Origin of the sequence: Bradyrhizobium sp. SZCCHNR1051 (assembly GCF_032489615.1) — a bacterium.
In the GTDB taxonomy this organism is placed as follows: Bacteria; Pseudomonadota; Alphaproteobacteria; order Rhizobiales; family Xanthobacteraceae; genus Bradyrhizobium.
In genome coordinates, this window is record NZ_JAUEYJ010000012.1 from 56646 (window position 1) to 72971 (window position 16326).

13 protein-coding genes are annotated in these 16326 nt (G+C 66.5%); 5 read left to right on the top strand and 8 right to left on the bottom strand.

Annotated features, from left to right (window positions below):
* Positions 1-17: 17 nt before the first annotated feature.
* From QW868_RS16250 to QW868_RS16265, 4 genes are read right to left on the bottom strand one after another with little or no spacing between them, the layout of a single operon-like run.
* A complete protein-coding gene (locus QW868_RS16250; protein WP_316230939.1) occupies positions 18-1070 on the bottom strand; it encodes an oligopeptide/dipeptide ABC transporter ATP-binding protein in 1053 nt (350 codons plus the stop codon).
* The gene (locus tag QW868_RS16255; protein ID WP_315813143.1) at positions 1067-2077 is read right to left on the bottom strand and encodes an ABC transporter ATP-binding protein; all 1011 of its coding nucleotides are present in this window, start codon (positions 2075-2077) and stop codon (positions 1067-1069) included. The genes QW868_RS16250 and QW868_RS16255 overlap by 4 nt, the downstream gene beginning before the upstream one ends.
* Positions 2074-2958 (bottom strand): ABC transporter permease, encoded by an 885-nt coding sequence (locus QW868_RS16260; protein WP_316230940.1) that lies wholly within the window; start codon positions 2956-2958, stop codon positions 2074-2076. Before QW868_RS16260 ends, QW868_RS16255 begins: the two co-directional genes overlap by 4 nt.
* Positions 2955-3905 (bottom strand): ABC transporter permease, encoded by a 951-nt coding sequence (locus QW868_RS16265; RefSeq protein WP_315778097.1) that lies wholly within the window; start codon positions 3903-3905, stop codon positions 2955-2957. The genes QW868_RS16260 and QW868_RS16265 overlap by 4 nt, the downstream gene beginning before the upstream one ends.
* A 213-nt stretch (positions 3906-4118) precedes the next feature.
* On the opposite strand from QW868_RS16265, the gene QW868_RS16270 reads away from it, so the two are divergent.
* The 3 genes from QW868_RS16270 to QW868_RS16280 are packed head-to-tail and all read left to right on the top strand — an operon-like array spanning position 4119 to position 7391.
* Positions 4119-5462 (top strand): GH1 family beta-glucosidase, encoded by a 1344-nt coding sequence (locus QW868_RS16270; protein WP_315785601.1) that lies wholly within the window; start codon positions 4119-4121, stop codon positions 5460-5462.
* A 3-nt stretch (positions 5463-5465) separates the two neighbouring features.
* On the top strand, positions 5466-6446 hold the full coding sequence (glk, locus tag QW868_RS16275) for a glucokinase (protein WP_315778096.1): 981 nt from the start codon (positions 5466-5468) through the stop codon (positions 6444-6446).
* Between the two features lie 6 nt (positions 6447-6452).
* Complete coding sequence (locus QW868_RS16280) at positions 6453-7391, top strand: 1-phosphofructokinase family hexose kinase (protein ID WP_315778095.1); 939 nt, start codon at positions 6453-6455, stop codon at positions 7389-7391.
* Here QW868_RS16280 and QW868_RS16285 read toward each other — a convergent pair.
* Entirely contained in the window at positions 7351-8478 is a 1128-nt protein-coding gene (locus tag QW868_RS16285; protein WP_316230941.1) for an SbmA/BacA-like family transporter, read from the bottom strand. The two genes, QW868_RS16280 and QW868_RS16285, sit on opposite strands and share 41 nt — an antisense overlap.
* A 174-nt stretch (positions 8479-8652) precedes the next feature.
* Between QW868_RS16285 and ppsA the strand changes: the two genes are divergently transcribed.
* Positions 8653-11106: a phosphoenolpyruvate synthase gene (gene ppsA, locus QW868_RS16290; RefSeq protein WP_316230942.1), complete on the top strand. Its 2454-nt coding sequence runs from the start codon at positions 8653-8655 to the stop codon at positions 11104-11106.
* A gap of 13 nt (positions 11107-11119) precedes the next feature.
* On the opposite strand, the gene QW868_RS16295 is transcribed toward ppsA, so the two are convergent.
* On the bottom strand, positions 11120-12553 hold the full coding sequence (locus QW868_RS16295; protein ID WP_316230943.1) for a lysophospholipase: 1434 nt from the start codon (positions 12551-12553) through the stop codon (positions 11120-11122).
* Between the two features lie 224 nt (positions 12554-12777).
* On the bottom strand, positions 12778-13803 hold the full coding sequence (locus tag QW868_RS16300) for a histone deacetylase family protein (RefSeq protein ID WP_315813137.1): 1026 nt from the start codon (positions 13801-13803) through the stop codon (positions 12778-12780).
* 443 nt (positions 13804-14246) lie between these two features.
* Between QW868_RS16300 and QW868_RS16305 the strand changes: the two genes are divergently transcribed.
* Positions 14247-15584 (top strand): MFS transporter, encoded by a 1338-nt coding sequence (locus QW868_RS16305; RefSeq protein WP_316163123.1) that lies wholly within the window; start codon positions 14247-14249, stop codon positions 15582-15584.
* Positions 15585-15711: 127 nt separating this feature from the next.
* On the opposite strand, the gene QW868_RS16310 is transcribed toward QW868_RS16305, so the two are convergent.
* Complete coding sequence (locus tag QW868_RS16310) at positions 15712-15990, bottom strand: hypothetical protein (protein WP_316230944.1); 279 nt, start codon at positions 15988-15990, stop codon at positions 15712-15714.
* Positions 15991-16326 lie beyond the last annotated feature (336 nt).

The following is a 16326-nucleotide window of genomic DNA, read 5'->3' on the forward strand; positions in this document are numbered from 1 at the left end:
CGGAACCAAGTTACGCGTCAAAGCGGCTTCGAGACAAGAGGCTGGTGTTCTGCGGCGACGAGCGCCGGCAGCGCCATCACGCTTTCCGCCTTGTGGCAGGCAGCGGAATGCAGCCCCGTGAGCGCCCGCAGGGAGGGTGCCGTCGCCCGGCACTGGGCATCAGCGAGTGGACAGCGCGGCGCGTAGGCGCATCCGGCCGCGCCGAGGGATTGCGACGCGATCGCGACGCTCTCGAGCCGGCGCCGGATCGCGCCGGCCTGCGCCCGCGGCACGGCGTCGAGCAGCGCCCGGGTGTACGGGTGCGCGCACTGGCCGAACAGATCCTCGGGCCGTCCGCGCTCGACGATGCGCCCGAGATACATCACCGCGACCTCGTCGCAGAGATAGTCGACGACTGCCAGATCATGACTGATCAGCACATAGCTGAGGCCGAATTGCTCCTGCAGGTCCTGCATCAAATTGAGCACCTGCGCCTGCACCGAGACGTCGAGCGCGCTGACGGGCTCGTCGGCGACGATCAGCTTCGGCTGCGTGATCAGCGCCCGCGCGATCGCGATGCGCTGGCGCTGGCCGCCGGAGAACTCATGCGGATACTTGTCCATGTCGGCATCGCGCAACCCGACCTGCCGCAGCACGCTCGCGACACGCGTCCGCAAGGACTCGCGATCCGGGCTTTCCAGAACCGTGAGCGGCTCGGCCACGATGCGCGCGATGGTCTGGCGCGGATCGAGCGAGCCATAAGGGTCCTGGAACACCATCTGGAAATCGCGGCGGGCGCGGCGCAGCTCGTCGGCCGGCAGTCGGTCGAGATCGCGCCCCGCCATCAGCACCGATCCCGACGACGGCCGCTCCAGCGCCATGATCAGCCGCGCCAGGGTCGACTTGCCCGAGCCGGACTCGCCGACGATGCCGAGGCTCTTGCCCGGCATCAACGCCAAGGACACGCCATTGAGCGCGAGCACCTGTCCGGCTGGGCGCAGCAGGCTCTCCCGCGGCAGCGTATAGCGCTGCACGAGATCCCTGACCTCGAGCAGCGGCGTCTCGCCAGCTCCTTGCGATGCCGTGCTCAAGCGACAACTCCCACCGGATCACGCGCAAGCGCGACATCGGTCCGGATGCAACGGACGCCATGACCGATGCCGATCTCGATCGCCGGCGGCAGCGCCGCGCGGCAGGCGTCGACGACCAGCGCACAGCGATCGGCGAACGGACAGCCGGCCGGCAGATCGGCGAGCTCCGGCACGGTACCGGCGATGGTCGCAAGCCGCGTACCCTTGCGGGCCCCGAGCCGCGGCCGCGCGCGGAACAGGCCCTGCGTGTAGGGATGGCCCATGCGCGAGAACACCGCATCGGTGCTGCCGCTCTCGACCACCGTGCCGCCATACATCACGATCATGCGCTGCACATTCTCGGCGATGACGCCGAGATCATGCGAGATCAAGATCATCGCCATGCCCTGCTCCGCCACGAGATCGGCGATGAGGTCGAGGATCTGGCGCTGGATGGTGACGTCGAGCGCGGTGGTCGGCTCGTCGGCAATCAGCACGTCGGGCCTGCAGGCCAGCGCCATCGCGATGGTGACGCGCTGGCGCTGGCCGCCGGAAAACTGGTGCGGATAGGCGTCGTAGCGTCGGGTGGGGTCCGGCAGACCGACGCGGTCGAGCAGCGCGATCGCCTGGCGTTTCGCTTCAGTCGCCGAGCAGCCGGTATGTCGCAGCAGCGGCTCGGCCACCTGGTGGCCGATCGTATGCATCGGGTTGAGCGCGGTCATCGGCTCCTGAAAGATCATGCTGATGCGGTTGCCGCGCAGCTTGCAGTAATCGGCATCGGGCAATCCGACCAGCTCGCGGCCATCGAGCTTGATGCTGCCGCTGACGACAGCGCTGTCGGGCAGAAGCCCGAGCAGAGCGAGCGCCGTGATCGACTTGCCGCAGCCGGACTCGCCGACGATGCCCAAGGTCTCGCCGCGCCGGAGCGCGAACGACACCTCGCGCACCGCTTGCGCCGGGCCGCGGCTGGTGTTGAGCCGGATGCCGAGACCGCTGACATCGAGCAGAGGCTGATCGCTCGCCATCATCGCTGCCTCGCCAGCCGTGGGTCGAGCAGATCACGCAGGCCGTCGCCGAGCAGGTTGAGGCCGAGCACCGCGAGCGCGATGGCGGCGCCGGGGTACACGGCGAGGCTCGGCGACTGGAACAGCAAGGTCTGCGCATCGTTCAGCATGCGCCCCCAGGACGGCTGCGGCGGCTGGGTGCCCAAGCCGAGATAAGACAGCGCCGCCTCCGCCAGGATCGCCAGCGCAAACTGGATCGTCGCCTGCACGATCAGGATCGACAGGATGTTCGGCAGCACGTGCTCGATGGTGATGCGGAAGCGGCCCTTGCCGGCAGCGCGTGCCGCCAGGATGAACTCGCGCGCCCAGACAGCACCGGCCTGGCCGCGGGTGACGCGCACGAACACCGGGATCTGGAAGATGCCGATCGCGGTGATCGAGGTCACCATGCCCGGGCCGATCACAGCCGCCAGCATGATCGCCGACAACACCGCCGGAAAGGCGAAGGTGAAATCGCTGAAGCGCATGATCAGCTCCTCGGTCCAGCCGCGCTGCGCGGCTGCGATCAGGCCGAGGCAGACGCCGCAGGTAAGACCGATGCCGACGGCGATGATGCCGACCAGAATGGTCGCTCGCGCGCCGACCAAGAGCAGCGAGACGATATCGCGGCCGAGCACGTCGGTGCCGAGCCAATGCGCTGATGACGGCGGCCGCAGCTTCGAGGCGACGTCGATCTCATAGGCCGACCACGGCGTCCACACCAGCGACAGCAGCGCAGCGCCGAGCACCAGCAGACACAGCAGCGCGCCGACGATGAAGCTGCGATGGCGCAGCGCGCGGCGCCAGAACGCGCTCGGCGCGGGGGCCGTGGCGGCTGCGGCTTGAATGATCACGGACGGACTCACAGCTCGTGCACCTTGATGCGCGGATCGATCACCGCATAGAGCACGTCGACCACGAAGTTGACGACGATCACCATCGCCGCCAGCAGCATGACGCAATTGCGCACGACGATGAGATCGCGATTGGCGATCGACTGGAAGATGAGACGCCCCAGGCCCGGCAGATAGAACACGTTCTCGATCACGATGGTGCCGGCCAGCAGGTTTGCGAATTGCAGTCCCATCACGGTGAGCACTGGGATCATCGCGTTGCGCAAGACGTGCTGCCACAGCACCTCGCGCTTCGTCAGGCCCTTGGCGCGCGCGGTCCGGACGAAATCCTCGCGCAGAACGTCGAGCACCGCAGAGCGCGTCACCCGCGCCAGGATCGCGGCCTGCACCACCGCCAGCGCCACAGCCGGCAACAGCAGCGCGCGCAGCCCCGGCCAGATGCCGTCCTCCCAGCCGGGGAAGCCGCCGGCCGACAGCCATTGCAGCTTCACCGCAAACAGGAGGATCAGGAGGATCGCGAACCAGAAGTTCGGCAAGGCGATGCCGATCTGGGTCAGGGACATCACGCCGACATCGCCGAGGCGGTTGTGATTGGCGGCCGTGTAGATGCCGGCCGCGAGCGCCAGCACGGTCGTGAGTCCCATGGCCAGGATCGCGAGCGGAATCGTCATCGCCAGCCGCTCGCGGATCAGTTCGGCCACCGGCGTGCCATAGGCATAGCTGTTGCCGAGATCGCCGCTCAGCATGCCGCCGATCCAGTGCAGGTAGCGCCAGGCCAGCGGCTGATCCAGCCCGAGCTTGACCGTCAGCGCCCTGACCGCATCGGGCGAGGCATCCGCGCCCATCAGCATCTGGGCGGCGTTGCCCGGGAGCGCGTCGAGCACCAGGAATATGATCAGCGACGCGCCGACGAGGGTCGCCAGCAAGGTCAGGCAGCGCCGCAGCAGAAAAACGCTCATTCGCGCCGGGACTCCAGTTTTCGGCGGCCGCACGTTCCACAGCTTTCGGCTCCGATGCAAGCCTGTTGCCTGCATGATTGCCATTGCCCGGCGCAGGACATCTTCGCAGGCCACACCGGCCACGGTATCGTCGGCTTGATCCCGGTCAACGGCGGAGCGCCGGCGACCGCCATCATGCGGCTGATCGCAACAACGCAAGGGCCCCTCTCGATCATGACCATCCGTCCGAGCTTTCTCTGGGGTGCCTCGACCTCGGCCTTCCAGATCGAGGGCGCAGCCCATCTCGACGGCCGTGCCGACAGCATCTGGGATGTCTTTCTGCGCGCGCCGGGCCGCACCAAGACCAACGACACGGCCGAGACCGCATGCGACCATTATCACCGCTACGCCGGCGACGTGGCGTTGATGCAAGAGCTCGGCCTCAACGCCTATCGCTTCTCGATCTCCTGGCCGCGGGTGCTGCCGCAAGGCCGCGGCGCGGCCAACGAAGCCGGCCTCGCCTTCTACGACCGCCTGATCGACGCCCTGCTTGCCGCTGAGATAGAGCCGTGGCTCTGTCTCTACCACTGGGACCTGCCGCAGGCGCTGGAGGCGCTCGGCGGCTGGCAGAACCGCGACATCGCCGGCTGGTTCGCCGACTATACCGCGCTGGTCGCGCGGCGCTATGGCGACCGGGTCAAGCGCTTCGCCACCTTCAACGAGCCCTGCGTGTTCACGCTGTTCGGCTACGGCCTCGGCTGGCATGCCCCTGGCTTGGCCGACAAGACGGCGCTGCACAAGGCGATCCATCACGTCAATCTCAGCCATGGCCGCGCCGTCGACGTGCTGCGCAAAGACGTCGCCGGCGCCTCGATCGGCGCGATCCACAACCGCCAGCCCTGCTATCCCTGCACCAGCAAGCCGGCGGACGCTGCAGCGGCGCTGCGGCTCGCAGCCTATTGGAACGACGCTTTCCCGTTCCCGCAAGCGTTTGCCAGCTACCCGCCGGAGCTGGCGGAGGCCGTCGCGCCATATGTCGCGCCCGGCGACATGGCGCAGATCGCACGGCCCGTCGACTGGTTCGGGCTCAACCACTACTCGCCGCATTACGTGAGGGCTGACACCAACCTGATCGGGGCGAGCTTCGGGCCGGCGCCCGACACCGTGCCGCGCAGCGCGATCGGCTGGCCGGTCGTGCCCGGTGCGTTCCACGACACGCTGCTGGATATCCACCAGCGGTTCCAGCTTCCGATCTACGTGCTTGAAAACGGCACCGCAGCTGCCGACGTCCTCGGCAATGATGGCCAGGTTCATGACGTGGACCGGATCGCCTATCTCAAGGCCTACACTGCCGCCATGGAACAGGCGATGAAAGAAGGCGCCGACGTCCGCGGCTATTTCGTGTGGTCGCTGCTGGATAATTTTGAATGGGGGGCGGGCTATTCGCAGCGTTTCGGCATTGTCTATGTCGACCACACCACGCAGCGTCGCATTCCCAAGGCGTCTGCGCGATGGTATGCGGACATGATCGCGGCCCACCGGACCTCCGACGGGCCGTACAACCGGGCGGAAGACTGAGGCATGAGCGATCGCGTTCTTCTGGGCGATATCGGCGGCACAAATGCGCGCTTCGCGCTGCTCGACGATGGCGTGGTCGGCGAGGTCGAACACCTGAAGGTCGCGGACTTCGCCACCATTGCCGATGCGATCACCGCGTTCCTGTCGCGGCACGCAGAAGGCGGAGCGCCCTCCGCGGCCGTGCTCGATATCGCCGGGCCGATCGAGCGCAATCGCGGCATGCTGACCAACAGCACCTGGGCCATCGACGGCGCCGAGCTGGCCGCGCAATTCAATCTCCGCTCGGCGAAGCTGCTGAACGATTTCGAGGCCGTCGGCTGGTCGCTGCCGGCGCTCCGGCCGGATGATCTGTATCCGCTCGGCGGCAGCGCGGCCGTCGCCGGCGCACCGATGCTGGTGATCGGCCCGGGCACCGGGTTCGGCGCGGCCTGCTATCTGCCGGGCGGCGGCCGTCCCACGGTTGCCGTCACCGAGGCAGGTCACGCCACCTTGCCGGCCACCACCGCGCGCGAGGCCGCGGTGCTGGCCAAGATGCGCGAGCACTTCGGCCATGTCTCGATCGAGCGCGCGCTGTCCGGCAGGGGTCTCGAAAACGTCTATCATGCCATCGCGGCCGTCGACGGAGCCTCGGTGCCGAAGCGCGACGCCGCCGCCATCACCAGCGCCGCGCTCGACGGCGGCTGCGCCACCAGCCGCGCCACGCTCGACATGTTCTGCGCCTGGCTCGGCGCCGTCGCCGGCAACCTGACGCTCACCTTCTGTGCCCGCGGCGGCGTCTACATCGCCGGCGGCATCCCGCCGCGGTTTCCCGACTACTTTGCACGATCCGATTTTCGCCGGCAGTTCGAGAGCAAGGGACGCTATGACAGCTATCTGCGGCCGATCCCGGTGCACATCGTCACCAAGCCCGACATCAGCTTCCTCGGTCTCAAATCGTTCTTCGAGGCCGGCATCACCGCGAGCGGCGGCTCCCCGACGCACTGAGATCGAATGAGCGACATCGTCACGATCACGCCGAACCCGGCCGTCGACGTCTCGACGAGCGTCGAGAAAATCGTGCCGGTGGCCAAGCTGCGCGGCACGACGCAACAGCGAGATCCCGGCGGCGGCGGCATCAACGTCGCCCGTGTCATCGCCCGCCTCGGCGGCGACGTCACCGCGCTCTATCCGGTCGGCGGTCCGACCGGCCTGCTGCTGAAGCAGCTCGTCGAGAAGGAAGGCGTCGCCAGCCGCACCTGGGCGACGGCCGAGGACACGCGCGAGGACTTCTTCGTCCAGGAGCGCGTCAGCGGCCAGCCCTATCGCTTCATCCTGCCGGGTCCGACGCTGACCGAGGCCGAATGGCAGGCCGGCCTTGCCTTGCTCGCAGCCCAGGATCCGTTCCCCCGCTTCGTCATCGGCAGCGGCAGCCTGCCGCGCGGCGTGCCGACCGACTTCTACGCGCGCGCTGCGACGCTTGCACGATCACGCGGCGCGCAATTCGTGCTCGACACCTCGGGTCCAGCTCTGGCCGCGGCGGTTGCCGGCGGCATCGACCTGATGAAGCCGTCGCTGCACGAGATGCAAGAGCTGGTCGGCGGCGCCCTGCCCGATGCAACGGCGTGGGAGAAAGCCGCCCACGCGCTGGTCGCGAGCGGCAAGGCCGGCACCGTCGCGCTCACCATGGGTCATCTCGGCGCCCTGCTGGTGACCCGCGACCGCGTGCTGCGCGCTCAGCCGCTGACGATGGTGCCGGTCAATGCGGTCGGCGCCGGCGACAGTTTTCTCGGCGCGCTGGTCGCGAAGCTCGCCGCGGGCGAGTTGCTGGACGACGCGTTTCGCTTTGCGGTCGCCGCAGGTGCTGCGGCGCTGCTGCGCACCGGCACCGCGCTGTGCGATCCCGCCGACGTCAGCCGTCTGCAGGCTGACGTGCGGCTTGAGACGGCGTGACATCGCTCGCCGCATCACCGTTGAGCCGATCGAGCGAGAGCAGCAACCCGCCGACGCGCTCCAGCGACGACATCCACTCGGCGAGGCGGTTGAAATTGTCCACCATCCAATTGAACGACCCCTGCACCAGCGTGAACGCAGCGGCTGCCTGGGTGAGTTCGCCCAGGGTCATCTGATCGCCGAGGAATTTCGGCGCGCACAGCACGAGGCCGATGATCGGCGCGAGCAGCGTATTCAGATGAGACACCAGGGTGTTGCGCATCAGCTGCCAGCACAGCCGCTTCCATTGCTGGATCGTGCGGTCGAGCGCCATCCACAGCCCGGCAATGACGCTGCGTTCCTCCTGCTTGGGCGCGATGCCTTCGCCGATGTCGCGCAAGTGATGGGCCGCGGTGATCAGCTCCGACTCGGCCTGGTTCTTGGTCTGGATGACGCGCGTGAGCGGCGAACCGACCCACAGCATGGCCCCGGTCACCAGCCCGGAATAGATGACGACGCTGACCACCAGGTAGCCTGGAATCCACAACTGCTGCCCGCCCACGACGAAGCCGATGGATCCGCCGACCTGCCACAGCACCTGGACGAACACGACCGCCGTCAGCAGCGAGGAGATCACACTGACCACGAAGTCGATCGGCGCATCGGTGGCGATGCGGACGTCCTCGGCGATGCGATACTCCGGAATCTTCAGATCGCCCTGCACCGTCGCGAGCCGCGCATAGCGATCGTCCTCGACCCAATAGTTGATCACCTTGGCACTCAACCATTGCCGCCAGTTGCGTTGCATCGCCATGCGGCCCCACACCGAGACGATCGCCAGCACGACGCTCGCCAGACAAAGCGGAATGAGCAGAGCGGCCTGCTGCCGCAGCCGCGTCGGATCGCGGCCCTCCAGCGCGTCGAAGAAATCCCTGTTCCAGTAATTGAAGCGGAACTGCACGTAGAGCTGGAGCACCACGAGGACGACCAGGGCGACGCAGAGCAGCCAGACCCGCCATGCCGTCGATCCGAGCCAGAATTGCCGCGCCGTGAGCCAGAACCGCGACCATTCGCGATTGCCGTCCTCGTTCTGGTCGTCGGAGATCATCGGTGATCCGGATGGAGGTGATCGATGGGTTTTAGCAAACATCCTCGCCTATGGTGGAACCGTTGTCATCCCGCGATTTAAGGGGCTCGCGGAGCGCCCTGCTTGATCTTGCGCAAGGCAGCCGCCGCCCGCCGCGACAAACTGAGGTTCGCGCTGCGATGCGGGAGATGACCGATGACGGCACCTAGCTACATCCGCTGGTTCAAGGATCTCCGCATCGAGGACGTGCCCGGCGTCGGCGGCAAGACGGCGTCGCTCGGCGAGCTGTATTCGGCGCTGGCGTCGCACGGCGTGCGCGTGCCCAACGGCTTCGCACTGACGGCGGCCGCCTATCGCGATGCGCTGCGCGCGGCCGGAGCCGACGACGAGCTACGGAAGCTGCTCGCCGGCCTCGACAAGCGCCGCATTGCCGACCTCGCCAAGCGCGCGGCGAAGGCCCGCGCGATCGTGTTCGCGGCGACCGACCGTGACGACCTGCGCCACGAGGTCGCAGAGGCCTACAAGCAGTTGGAGCAGGAGTATGGCCGCGGCGTCGCGGTTGCCGTGCGCAGCTCGGCCACCGCCGAGGACCTGCCGAATGCGAGCTTCGCAGGCCAGCACGAGAGCTTTCTCAACATTCGCGGCGCGAAGGATCTGTTCGAGGCGTGCCGCCGCTGCTTCGCCTCGCTCTATACGGACCGCGCGATCTCCTACCGCATCGACAACGGCTTCGACCACGACAAGGTCGCGTTGTCGGTCGCCGTGATGAAGATGGTGCGCTCGGACCGCGCCGCGAGCGGCGTGATGTTCTCGTTGGACACCGAGAGCGGCTTTCGCGACGTCGCCTTCATCACCGGGGTCTACGGCCTCGGCGAGACCATCGTGCAGGGCACGGTCGATCCGGACGAATTCTACGTCCACAAGCCGACCTTCGCGGCCGGCTTCCGCAGCGTGCTGTCGCGCCGGCTCGGCGCCAAGGACAAACGGATGGTCTATGCCAAAGCCGGCGCAAAGCCCGGCGCGCGCAGTCGTGGCCCCACGACGCGCACCGAGGCGACGCCGCCGGCTGACAGGGCGAAATTCTGCATCAGCGATGCCGACGTGCTGGAGCTCGCGCAGGCCACCATCGTCGTCGAGGAGCACTACTCGCAGAAGGCCGGCAGGCCGACACCGATGGACGTCGAATGGGCCAAGGACGGCCGCGACGGCGCGCTCTACATCATCCAGGCGCGGCCGGAGACGGTGGCCTCGCAGCGGCGGCCCGAAGCGATCGAGACCTACGTTCTGAAGAAGACCGGCAAGGCGCTGGCAACCGGCCGCGCCGTGGGCGAAAGGATTGCCACGGGCAAGATCCGCCGGATCCGCACTCCCAAGGATCTGAACGCGTTCCGCCCCGGCGAGGTGCTGGTCGCCGCATCGACCAGTCCGGACTGGGAGCCGGTGATGAAGACCGCGGCGGCGATCGTCACCGATCATGGCGGCCGCACCTGCCATGCCGCGATCATCGCCCGCGAGCTCGGCGTGCCGGCCGTGGTCGGCACGGAGGATTTCAGCAAGCGCGCGAAGACCGGAACGACCGTCACCGTCTGCTGTGCGGAGGGCGATGCCGGCCATGTCTACGACGGCGCACTGCCGTTCGATGTCGAGCGCCTGGCGATCGACAGCCTGGAGAAGCCGCGCACGGAGATCATGGTCAATCTCGGCAATCCCGAGCTGGCCTTCAAGACCGCGCTGCTGCCGAACGATGGCGTCGGCCTCGCCCGCATGGAGTTCATCATCAACCAGGCGATCGGCATCCACCCGATGGCGCTGGCGACGCCCGCAAAGGTGACCGCGGCAAAGGACCGCGCGACGATCAAGCGCCTGACTGCGCGCTACAAGAAGCCCGCCGACTTCTTCGTCGAGCGGCTGTCGGAAGGCGTCGGCACCATCGCCGCGGCGTTCTACCCACGACCGGTGATCGTGCGCCTCTCAGACTTCAAGACCAACGAATATGCCAGCCTGATCGGTGGCTCCGATTTCGAGCCGAAGGAAGAGAACCCCATGCTCGGCTTCCGCGGCGCCTCGCGCTATGCGCATCCCGCCTACGCCGCCGGCTTCGCGCTGGAATGCGCGGCGTTGAAGCGCGTGCGCGACACGATGGGGCTCGCCAATCTGAAGATCATGATCCCGTTCTGCCGCCGCGTCGAGGAGGCGCGCAAGGTGATCGCGGCGATGGCCGGGCACGGCTTGGTGCGTGGCGAGAACGGGCTCGAGATCTACATGATGTGCGAGATCCCGAACAACGTGATCCTGATCGACGAGTTCGCCAAACATTTCGACGGCTTCTCGATCGGCTCCAATGATCTCACCCAGCTCACGCTCGGCGTCGACCGCGATTCCGACATCGTCGCGTTCGATTTCGACGAGCGCGATCCCGGCATGCTGGCGATGCTGAGGATGGCGGTCGAAGGCGCGCATCGCAACCGTCGCCATGTCGGCATCTGCGGCGAGGCGCCGGCCAACTATCCCGAAGTGGCGCGCTATCTGGCCGAACTCGGCATCGATTCGATCAGCGTCAATCCGGCGAGCGTCGTGCGCACCATGGAGATCGTCCGCACCGCGGAGCGGGAGCTTGCCTCGCGCACGCCGCAAGCGCTGGCGAGCTGATCATGGCCGAAGCTCAAGAGCAGGCCTTGAAGAAGTCCAGCACGGTCGAAGCGCCGCCCATGACGTCGCCGCCGCCATAGAGGCTTGCCAGGAACGTGCCGCGATGGCTGGCTCCGGTGACCGCTGTGCCTTGCGCAAAGCGGCCGTCGGCCGCCAGCGGCATCTTGACCAGGCTCGGCGGCAGCGCCTCGTCGAGAAGGCCGTAGTAGAACCGCATCGGGGCGTCATAATCCCAATAGGTCGAGCTGTTGCCGGCCAGGCGGCGGAGGAAGCGGCTGTTGGTCTCGTGGGTGAAGCGCTCAAAGAAGCCGTCGACCAGCAGGTCCGAGGGCTGCGGCACCGACTTGCTGAACGTCTCGTCCATGCTGTAGTCGGCCCAGTATTTCTCGGCCAGCGCGAGGTGTTGCGGCTTGATCGCGGTCTTGAACAGGTCGCCGAGCCGGTAATACTGGCGATAGCTGCCCAGGAGGACGATGACGCACGGCGTGATCCAAATCGGCTGCTTCGGGTAGGTGCTGTCAGTCGACGCGCTGCCCGGTTCGGCCGACACCCAATAGCGCATCGAATCCGCAAGATTATTGAACGGACTTTGCGTTGCGCTCGCCGCCACCGCGACGCGCCGCCGCTGCAGCTCCTGGCGCAGCCATTGCGTGTTCAAGGCACCCTGCGACCAGCCGTTCAGGAACAGCCCGGTGTTTCGCAGGCCGAGATGATCGAGCGCGAGCAGGCCCGCGTTCAGCACGTCCAGGCAGCACTGCACGGTCGCGTCCTTCACCGCATAGGCCTCGCCTCGCCCCTGGCGATACGGTCCCTTGCCGAGATAGTCGGCCGCGATCAATGCAAAGCCGTTGCCGACCAGGCGCTGGACGTTGAACAGCGTCTCGATCGAATCGACATTGTCGCGCGGTTCGTAGTTCGGATCGGCCAGTCTGACGAGATTGGACGGGACCTGATCGAACGACAGGATGGTGCCGTGCTGCCACGACACGACCGGCAGTGCGCCCTTGTGATCGGCGGGCAGCGCGAGCAGGCCGCTGACCTTGACGCGCTCACCGGTCTCGGGGACGCGCGTGTAGGTCGTCAGCCGGCGCAGTTCGACGTCGACCCGCGCCCCGTGCTTCTCGGCCGAGAATGGCGGCAAGATATTGTGCTCATTGAAGACGGCGTGGAGCTTCGCTGCGAGCGCATCGAGCCGGTCCTTGCTGACGCGCACCGGCCGGCCGAGGCTTGCGCCGTCACGTGGTTGCGCGATCGCCGGGCCGGCTGAGAACGATACGGCCGCAGCGCCGAGGCCGAGGCCGGCTGAGGCCAGCAGCCTTCGGCGGGATGGCCGACCGGCCAAGGCTGCAGAGCCGAACTCCGGCCCGGTCAGTTTGGCCATCGGCTGGGCCAACGCCTCTTCGGATCCCGCGACCAGGGTATCCAGGCCGATCATTCGCCGCTTCATCACGTCCCTCCGAGCCGACTACAGCCGAAGGTAGTTCGCAAAGCCTAGCACTTGTTAAATGGTGCAGCAATCGGACCTGAATGTTTCGAACAGTCGCCCGCACTGTCGAGCCTGAAGCGGCCGCGTCGCGGCTCGCCTCCGCACGTCAAGCGTAGCCATGCGAATGATATGCGATGGCGTTCTCGGCGCACACCAGGAAGAGATCATGAGGAGGAGATGAAGGCTTACCGCGCCGCTTCGAAACCTCCGAGCACTGCGGTCAAGTTCTGCCCGAGAATGTCCGAGAGGTAGCCCCCCTCCTGCACGAACACCGTGGGCAGGCCGAGCCGCGCGATCGCGCCGCCGATGCGGCGGAAACCCGGCGTCGTCACGGAGAGCCCCTTGAGCGGATCGTGCTCGGAGGCATCGAGACCGAGCGCGACCACGAGCGCGCCGGGCGCGAACGCATGGATCGTCTTGGCCGCGGTCTCGAACGCCTTGAGATAAGTGTCGTCGCCGCTCTTCAGCGGCAGCGGAATGTTGAGGTTGGCGCCAAGGCCCGCGCCTGCGCCGCGCTCATGCGCATAGCCCCAGACGAACGGGTAGTAGTGCGTGGGGTCGGCGTGGATCGAGATGGTGAGCACGTCGGGCCGCTCGTAGAAGATGCCCTGCGTGCCGTTGCCGTGGTGGACGTCGACGTCGAGGATGGCGACCCGCTCGTGGCGCTGACGCAGATGCGCGGCTGCAATGGCGGAGTTGTTCATGAAGCAGAAGCCCGAGGCCATGTCCCGATAGGCATGGTGGCCCGGCGGCCGGCACAGCGCATACGCCGCATCCTCGCCATCGAGCAGCAGTTGCGCCGCGGTCGCAGCCACGTCGGTCGCGGCGCAGGCGCCTTCCCACGTCCCCGGCCCGATCGGCGCCGAGGTATCGGTCGTGTGCCAGCCCAGCCGCCCGACGATGTGCGTCGGATAGGTGGCGGCATTGCGAACGGGATGGATGTTCGGAATCATCTCCGCACCGGCATCGCCGAGCGCGGCCCACGCGTCCCACGCCTCTTCCAGGAAATGGAGGTATTCCGGACTGTGCACGCGCGCGCGAGCTTCCTGGCCGAAATGAATCGGCGCGACCAACTCGTGATGGCCGGCCTTCAATCCCGCAAGCAGACGATCCGCCCGCTCGGGCTGCTCGGTGGTGCGCTTGACGACGCCGCGCACAAGATAGAATTGCGGATCATGGCTGCGATGCAGCTCGGTGTAGACGGCCTTCACGCGCAATGGCTCCTGTTCGCTTGCACCGACGATTGTGCACGCAGTAGCAGCCGATACAAGCACAGATGGTTCGCACGTCCATTGGTCCGTGCGCGGCTTCCAACCGGCGGAACGGACCGCTGCGCTTCGCATCTTGTCGGCAGCGAATTTGCCGGGATCCAGGCGATCCGGCGCGTGAGGCGCGGTGGATGTGAGGAGAGATCCGCCCGCCATGCTGGCGGTTGCCGCGACGGCCGTCGGAATGCGCCACGAAATCTGAAAAACTCGACGGGCAATCCTGATCGGCTCCTGCGCGTATGGTCAGGAGAGAAGCCTTTGCCCGGCATGGAGACCCCGGGATTGATCCAAAATTTGGATCGATCGATACAGGCTTCGGTTTGGACCGCGGCCCTCCCTCTCCTCTAGGACAGTTCTCGAGGAACGTGACAAGAGAGGTGGCGCGCATGAGCGCAATCGTAACCACGGCCGAACTGCGCCGATCGCGCGTGCGGCTGTTTATCGTGACCATGCTGTTCCTGGTCACGACCGTGAACTATGCCGACCGCGCGACCTTGTCGATCGCAGGACCTTCGCTGTCCAAGGAGCTGCATCTCGATCCCGTGGCGATGGGCTATGTGTTCTCCGCCTTCGGCTGGTCCTATGTGCTCGCGCAGGTGCCGGGCGGCTGGCTGCTCGATCGCTTCGGTTCGCGCTGGGTCTATGCCTGCAGCATCGTGATCTGGTCGATCTTCACCATGATGCAGGGCTGGATCGGCTTCTTCTCCGGCGCCGCCGCCGTCACCGCGCTGTTCACGCTGCGCTTCATGGTCGGTCTCGCCGAGGCACCGAGCTTCCCGGCCAATGCCCGCATCGTCGCCGCCTGGTTTCCGAGCAGCGAACGCGGCACGGCGTCGGCCTTCTTCAACTCGGGGCAGTATTTCGCGACCGTGATCTTCGCGCCGCTGATGGGCTGGATCGCGCACGCGTTCGGCTGGCGCCACGTCTTCACCGTGATGGGCGCGCTCGGCATCCTCATGGGCCTGATCTGGATCAGGACCATGTACGGACCGAAGGAGCACGCGAGCGTCAACCAGGCCGAGCTCGACTACATCAAGGACGGCGGCGCGCTGGTCGACATGGAGGGCGCGAAAGACGCCAAGGCCGCCTCCGGTGGTCCGACCTGGTCGCACATCGGACAGTTGCTGTCGAACCGCATGATGCTCGGCGTCTATATCGGCCAGTACTGCATCAACACGCTGACCTATTTCTTCCTGACCTGGTTCCCGGTCTATCTGGTCAAGGAGCGCGGCCTGTCGATCCTGCAGGCCGGCTTCATCGCCACCCTGCCGGCGCTGTGCGGCTTCATCGGCGGCGTGCTCGGCGGTTTCATCTCCGACGCCATCCTGCGCAAGACGGGATCGCTGACGCTCGCCCGCAAGATCCCGATCGTCGGCGGCATGCTGCTGTCGATGGCGATCATCGGCTGCAACTATGTCGACGGCCAGGCGCTGGTGGTCGGCCTGATGGCGCTGGCCTTCTTCGGCAAGGGCATCGGCGCGCTCGGCTGGGCGGTCGTCTCCGACACCTCGCCGAAGGAAGCCGGCGGCGTCTCCGGCGGCCTGTTCAACACCTTCGGCAACCTCTCCAGCATCACCACCCCGATCGTGATCGGCTACATCCTGTCGGCCACCGGCTCGTTCAACGGCGCGCTGGTGTTCGTCGGCCTCAACGCCCTGGTCGCGGCGTGTGCCTACTTGCTGATCGTCGGCAAGATCCAGCGCGTCCAGCTCCGAACCTCCTGAGCACCACGCCGCGCTTCGCGTGGTCTCGACTCCAACGGCGGCCCCCCGGCCGCCGTTTTCTTTGTCGGCCCCTCGCTGCCATTCCAGGGCGACGCGCGATAGCGCTGTGGAATGGCGCAGGTGGCGTTCAATTGAACAGCCAATCGTCGACATGCATGAGCACTAATACGCTATTCCCTGCCACAACGAGAAATATGCAAAGCCAGAACACCAAGCCAAAAAAGTACATCTTGGGCTGCACGTCACGATCGTAGACGGCGCCACGACCAAGCAGCCGCCCAGTTCGCAGGGCAGTCCAGACGATCGGACCTCCGAACCAGAGCAGCACCAAAGGAAACACGGCAAAGCCGGCAAGCATGATTTTCCGAGCCATCAGAAGCAACCCAGACCTGGTGGAAACGGACACGGTCTCATCATCTCAACCCGCCGATCAGCGGAGAGGCCTATCGAGCCGAGCAAAGGGAGCGCGGGGAAAGTTGCCCCGGCACACGCCACAAGGTCCCCCGCCCCCGGCGCGATACGCGCCCCCGAAACCACGGTGATCCCCAGCAATGGACTGCGGCTCCCGGCATCTCGGCGTTGTTAGGTGAGCAATGCATCCACAATCCAAGGTTGTGCGATGAGCTTCATATTTTGCAACATACAACCTGTGGTTAAAACATCACACTGGGTTGAAACTTATAAATGAAACAACCCGAAGTTATTGCCCACGGACCCGCGCACCGAATAGCATGGCTCGGGT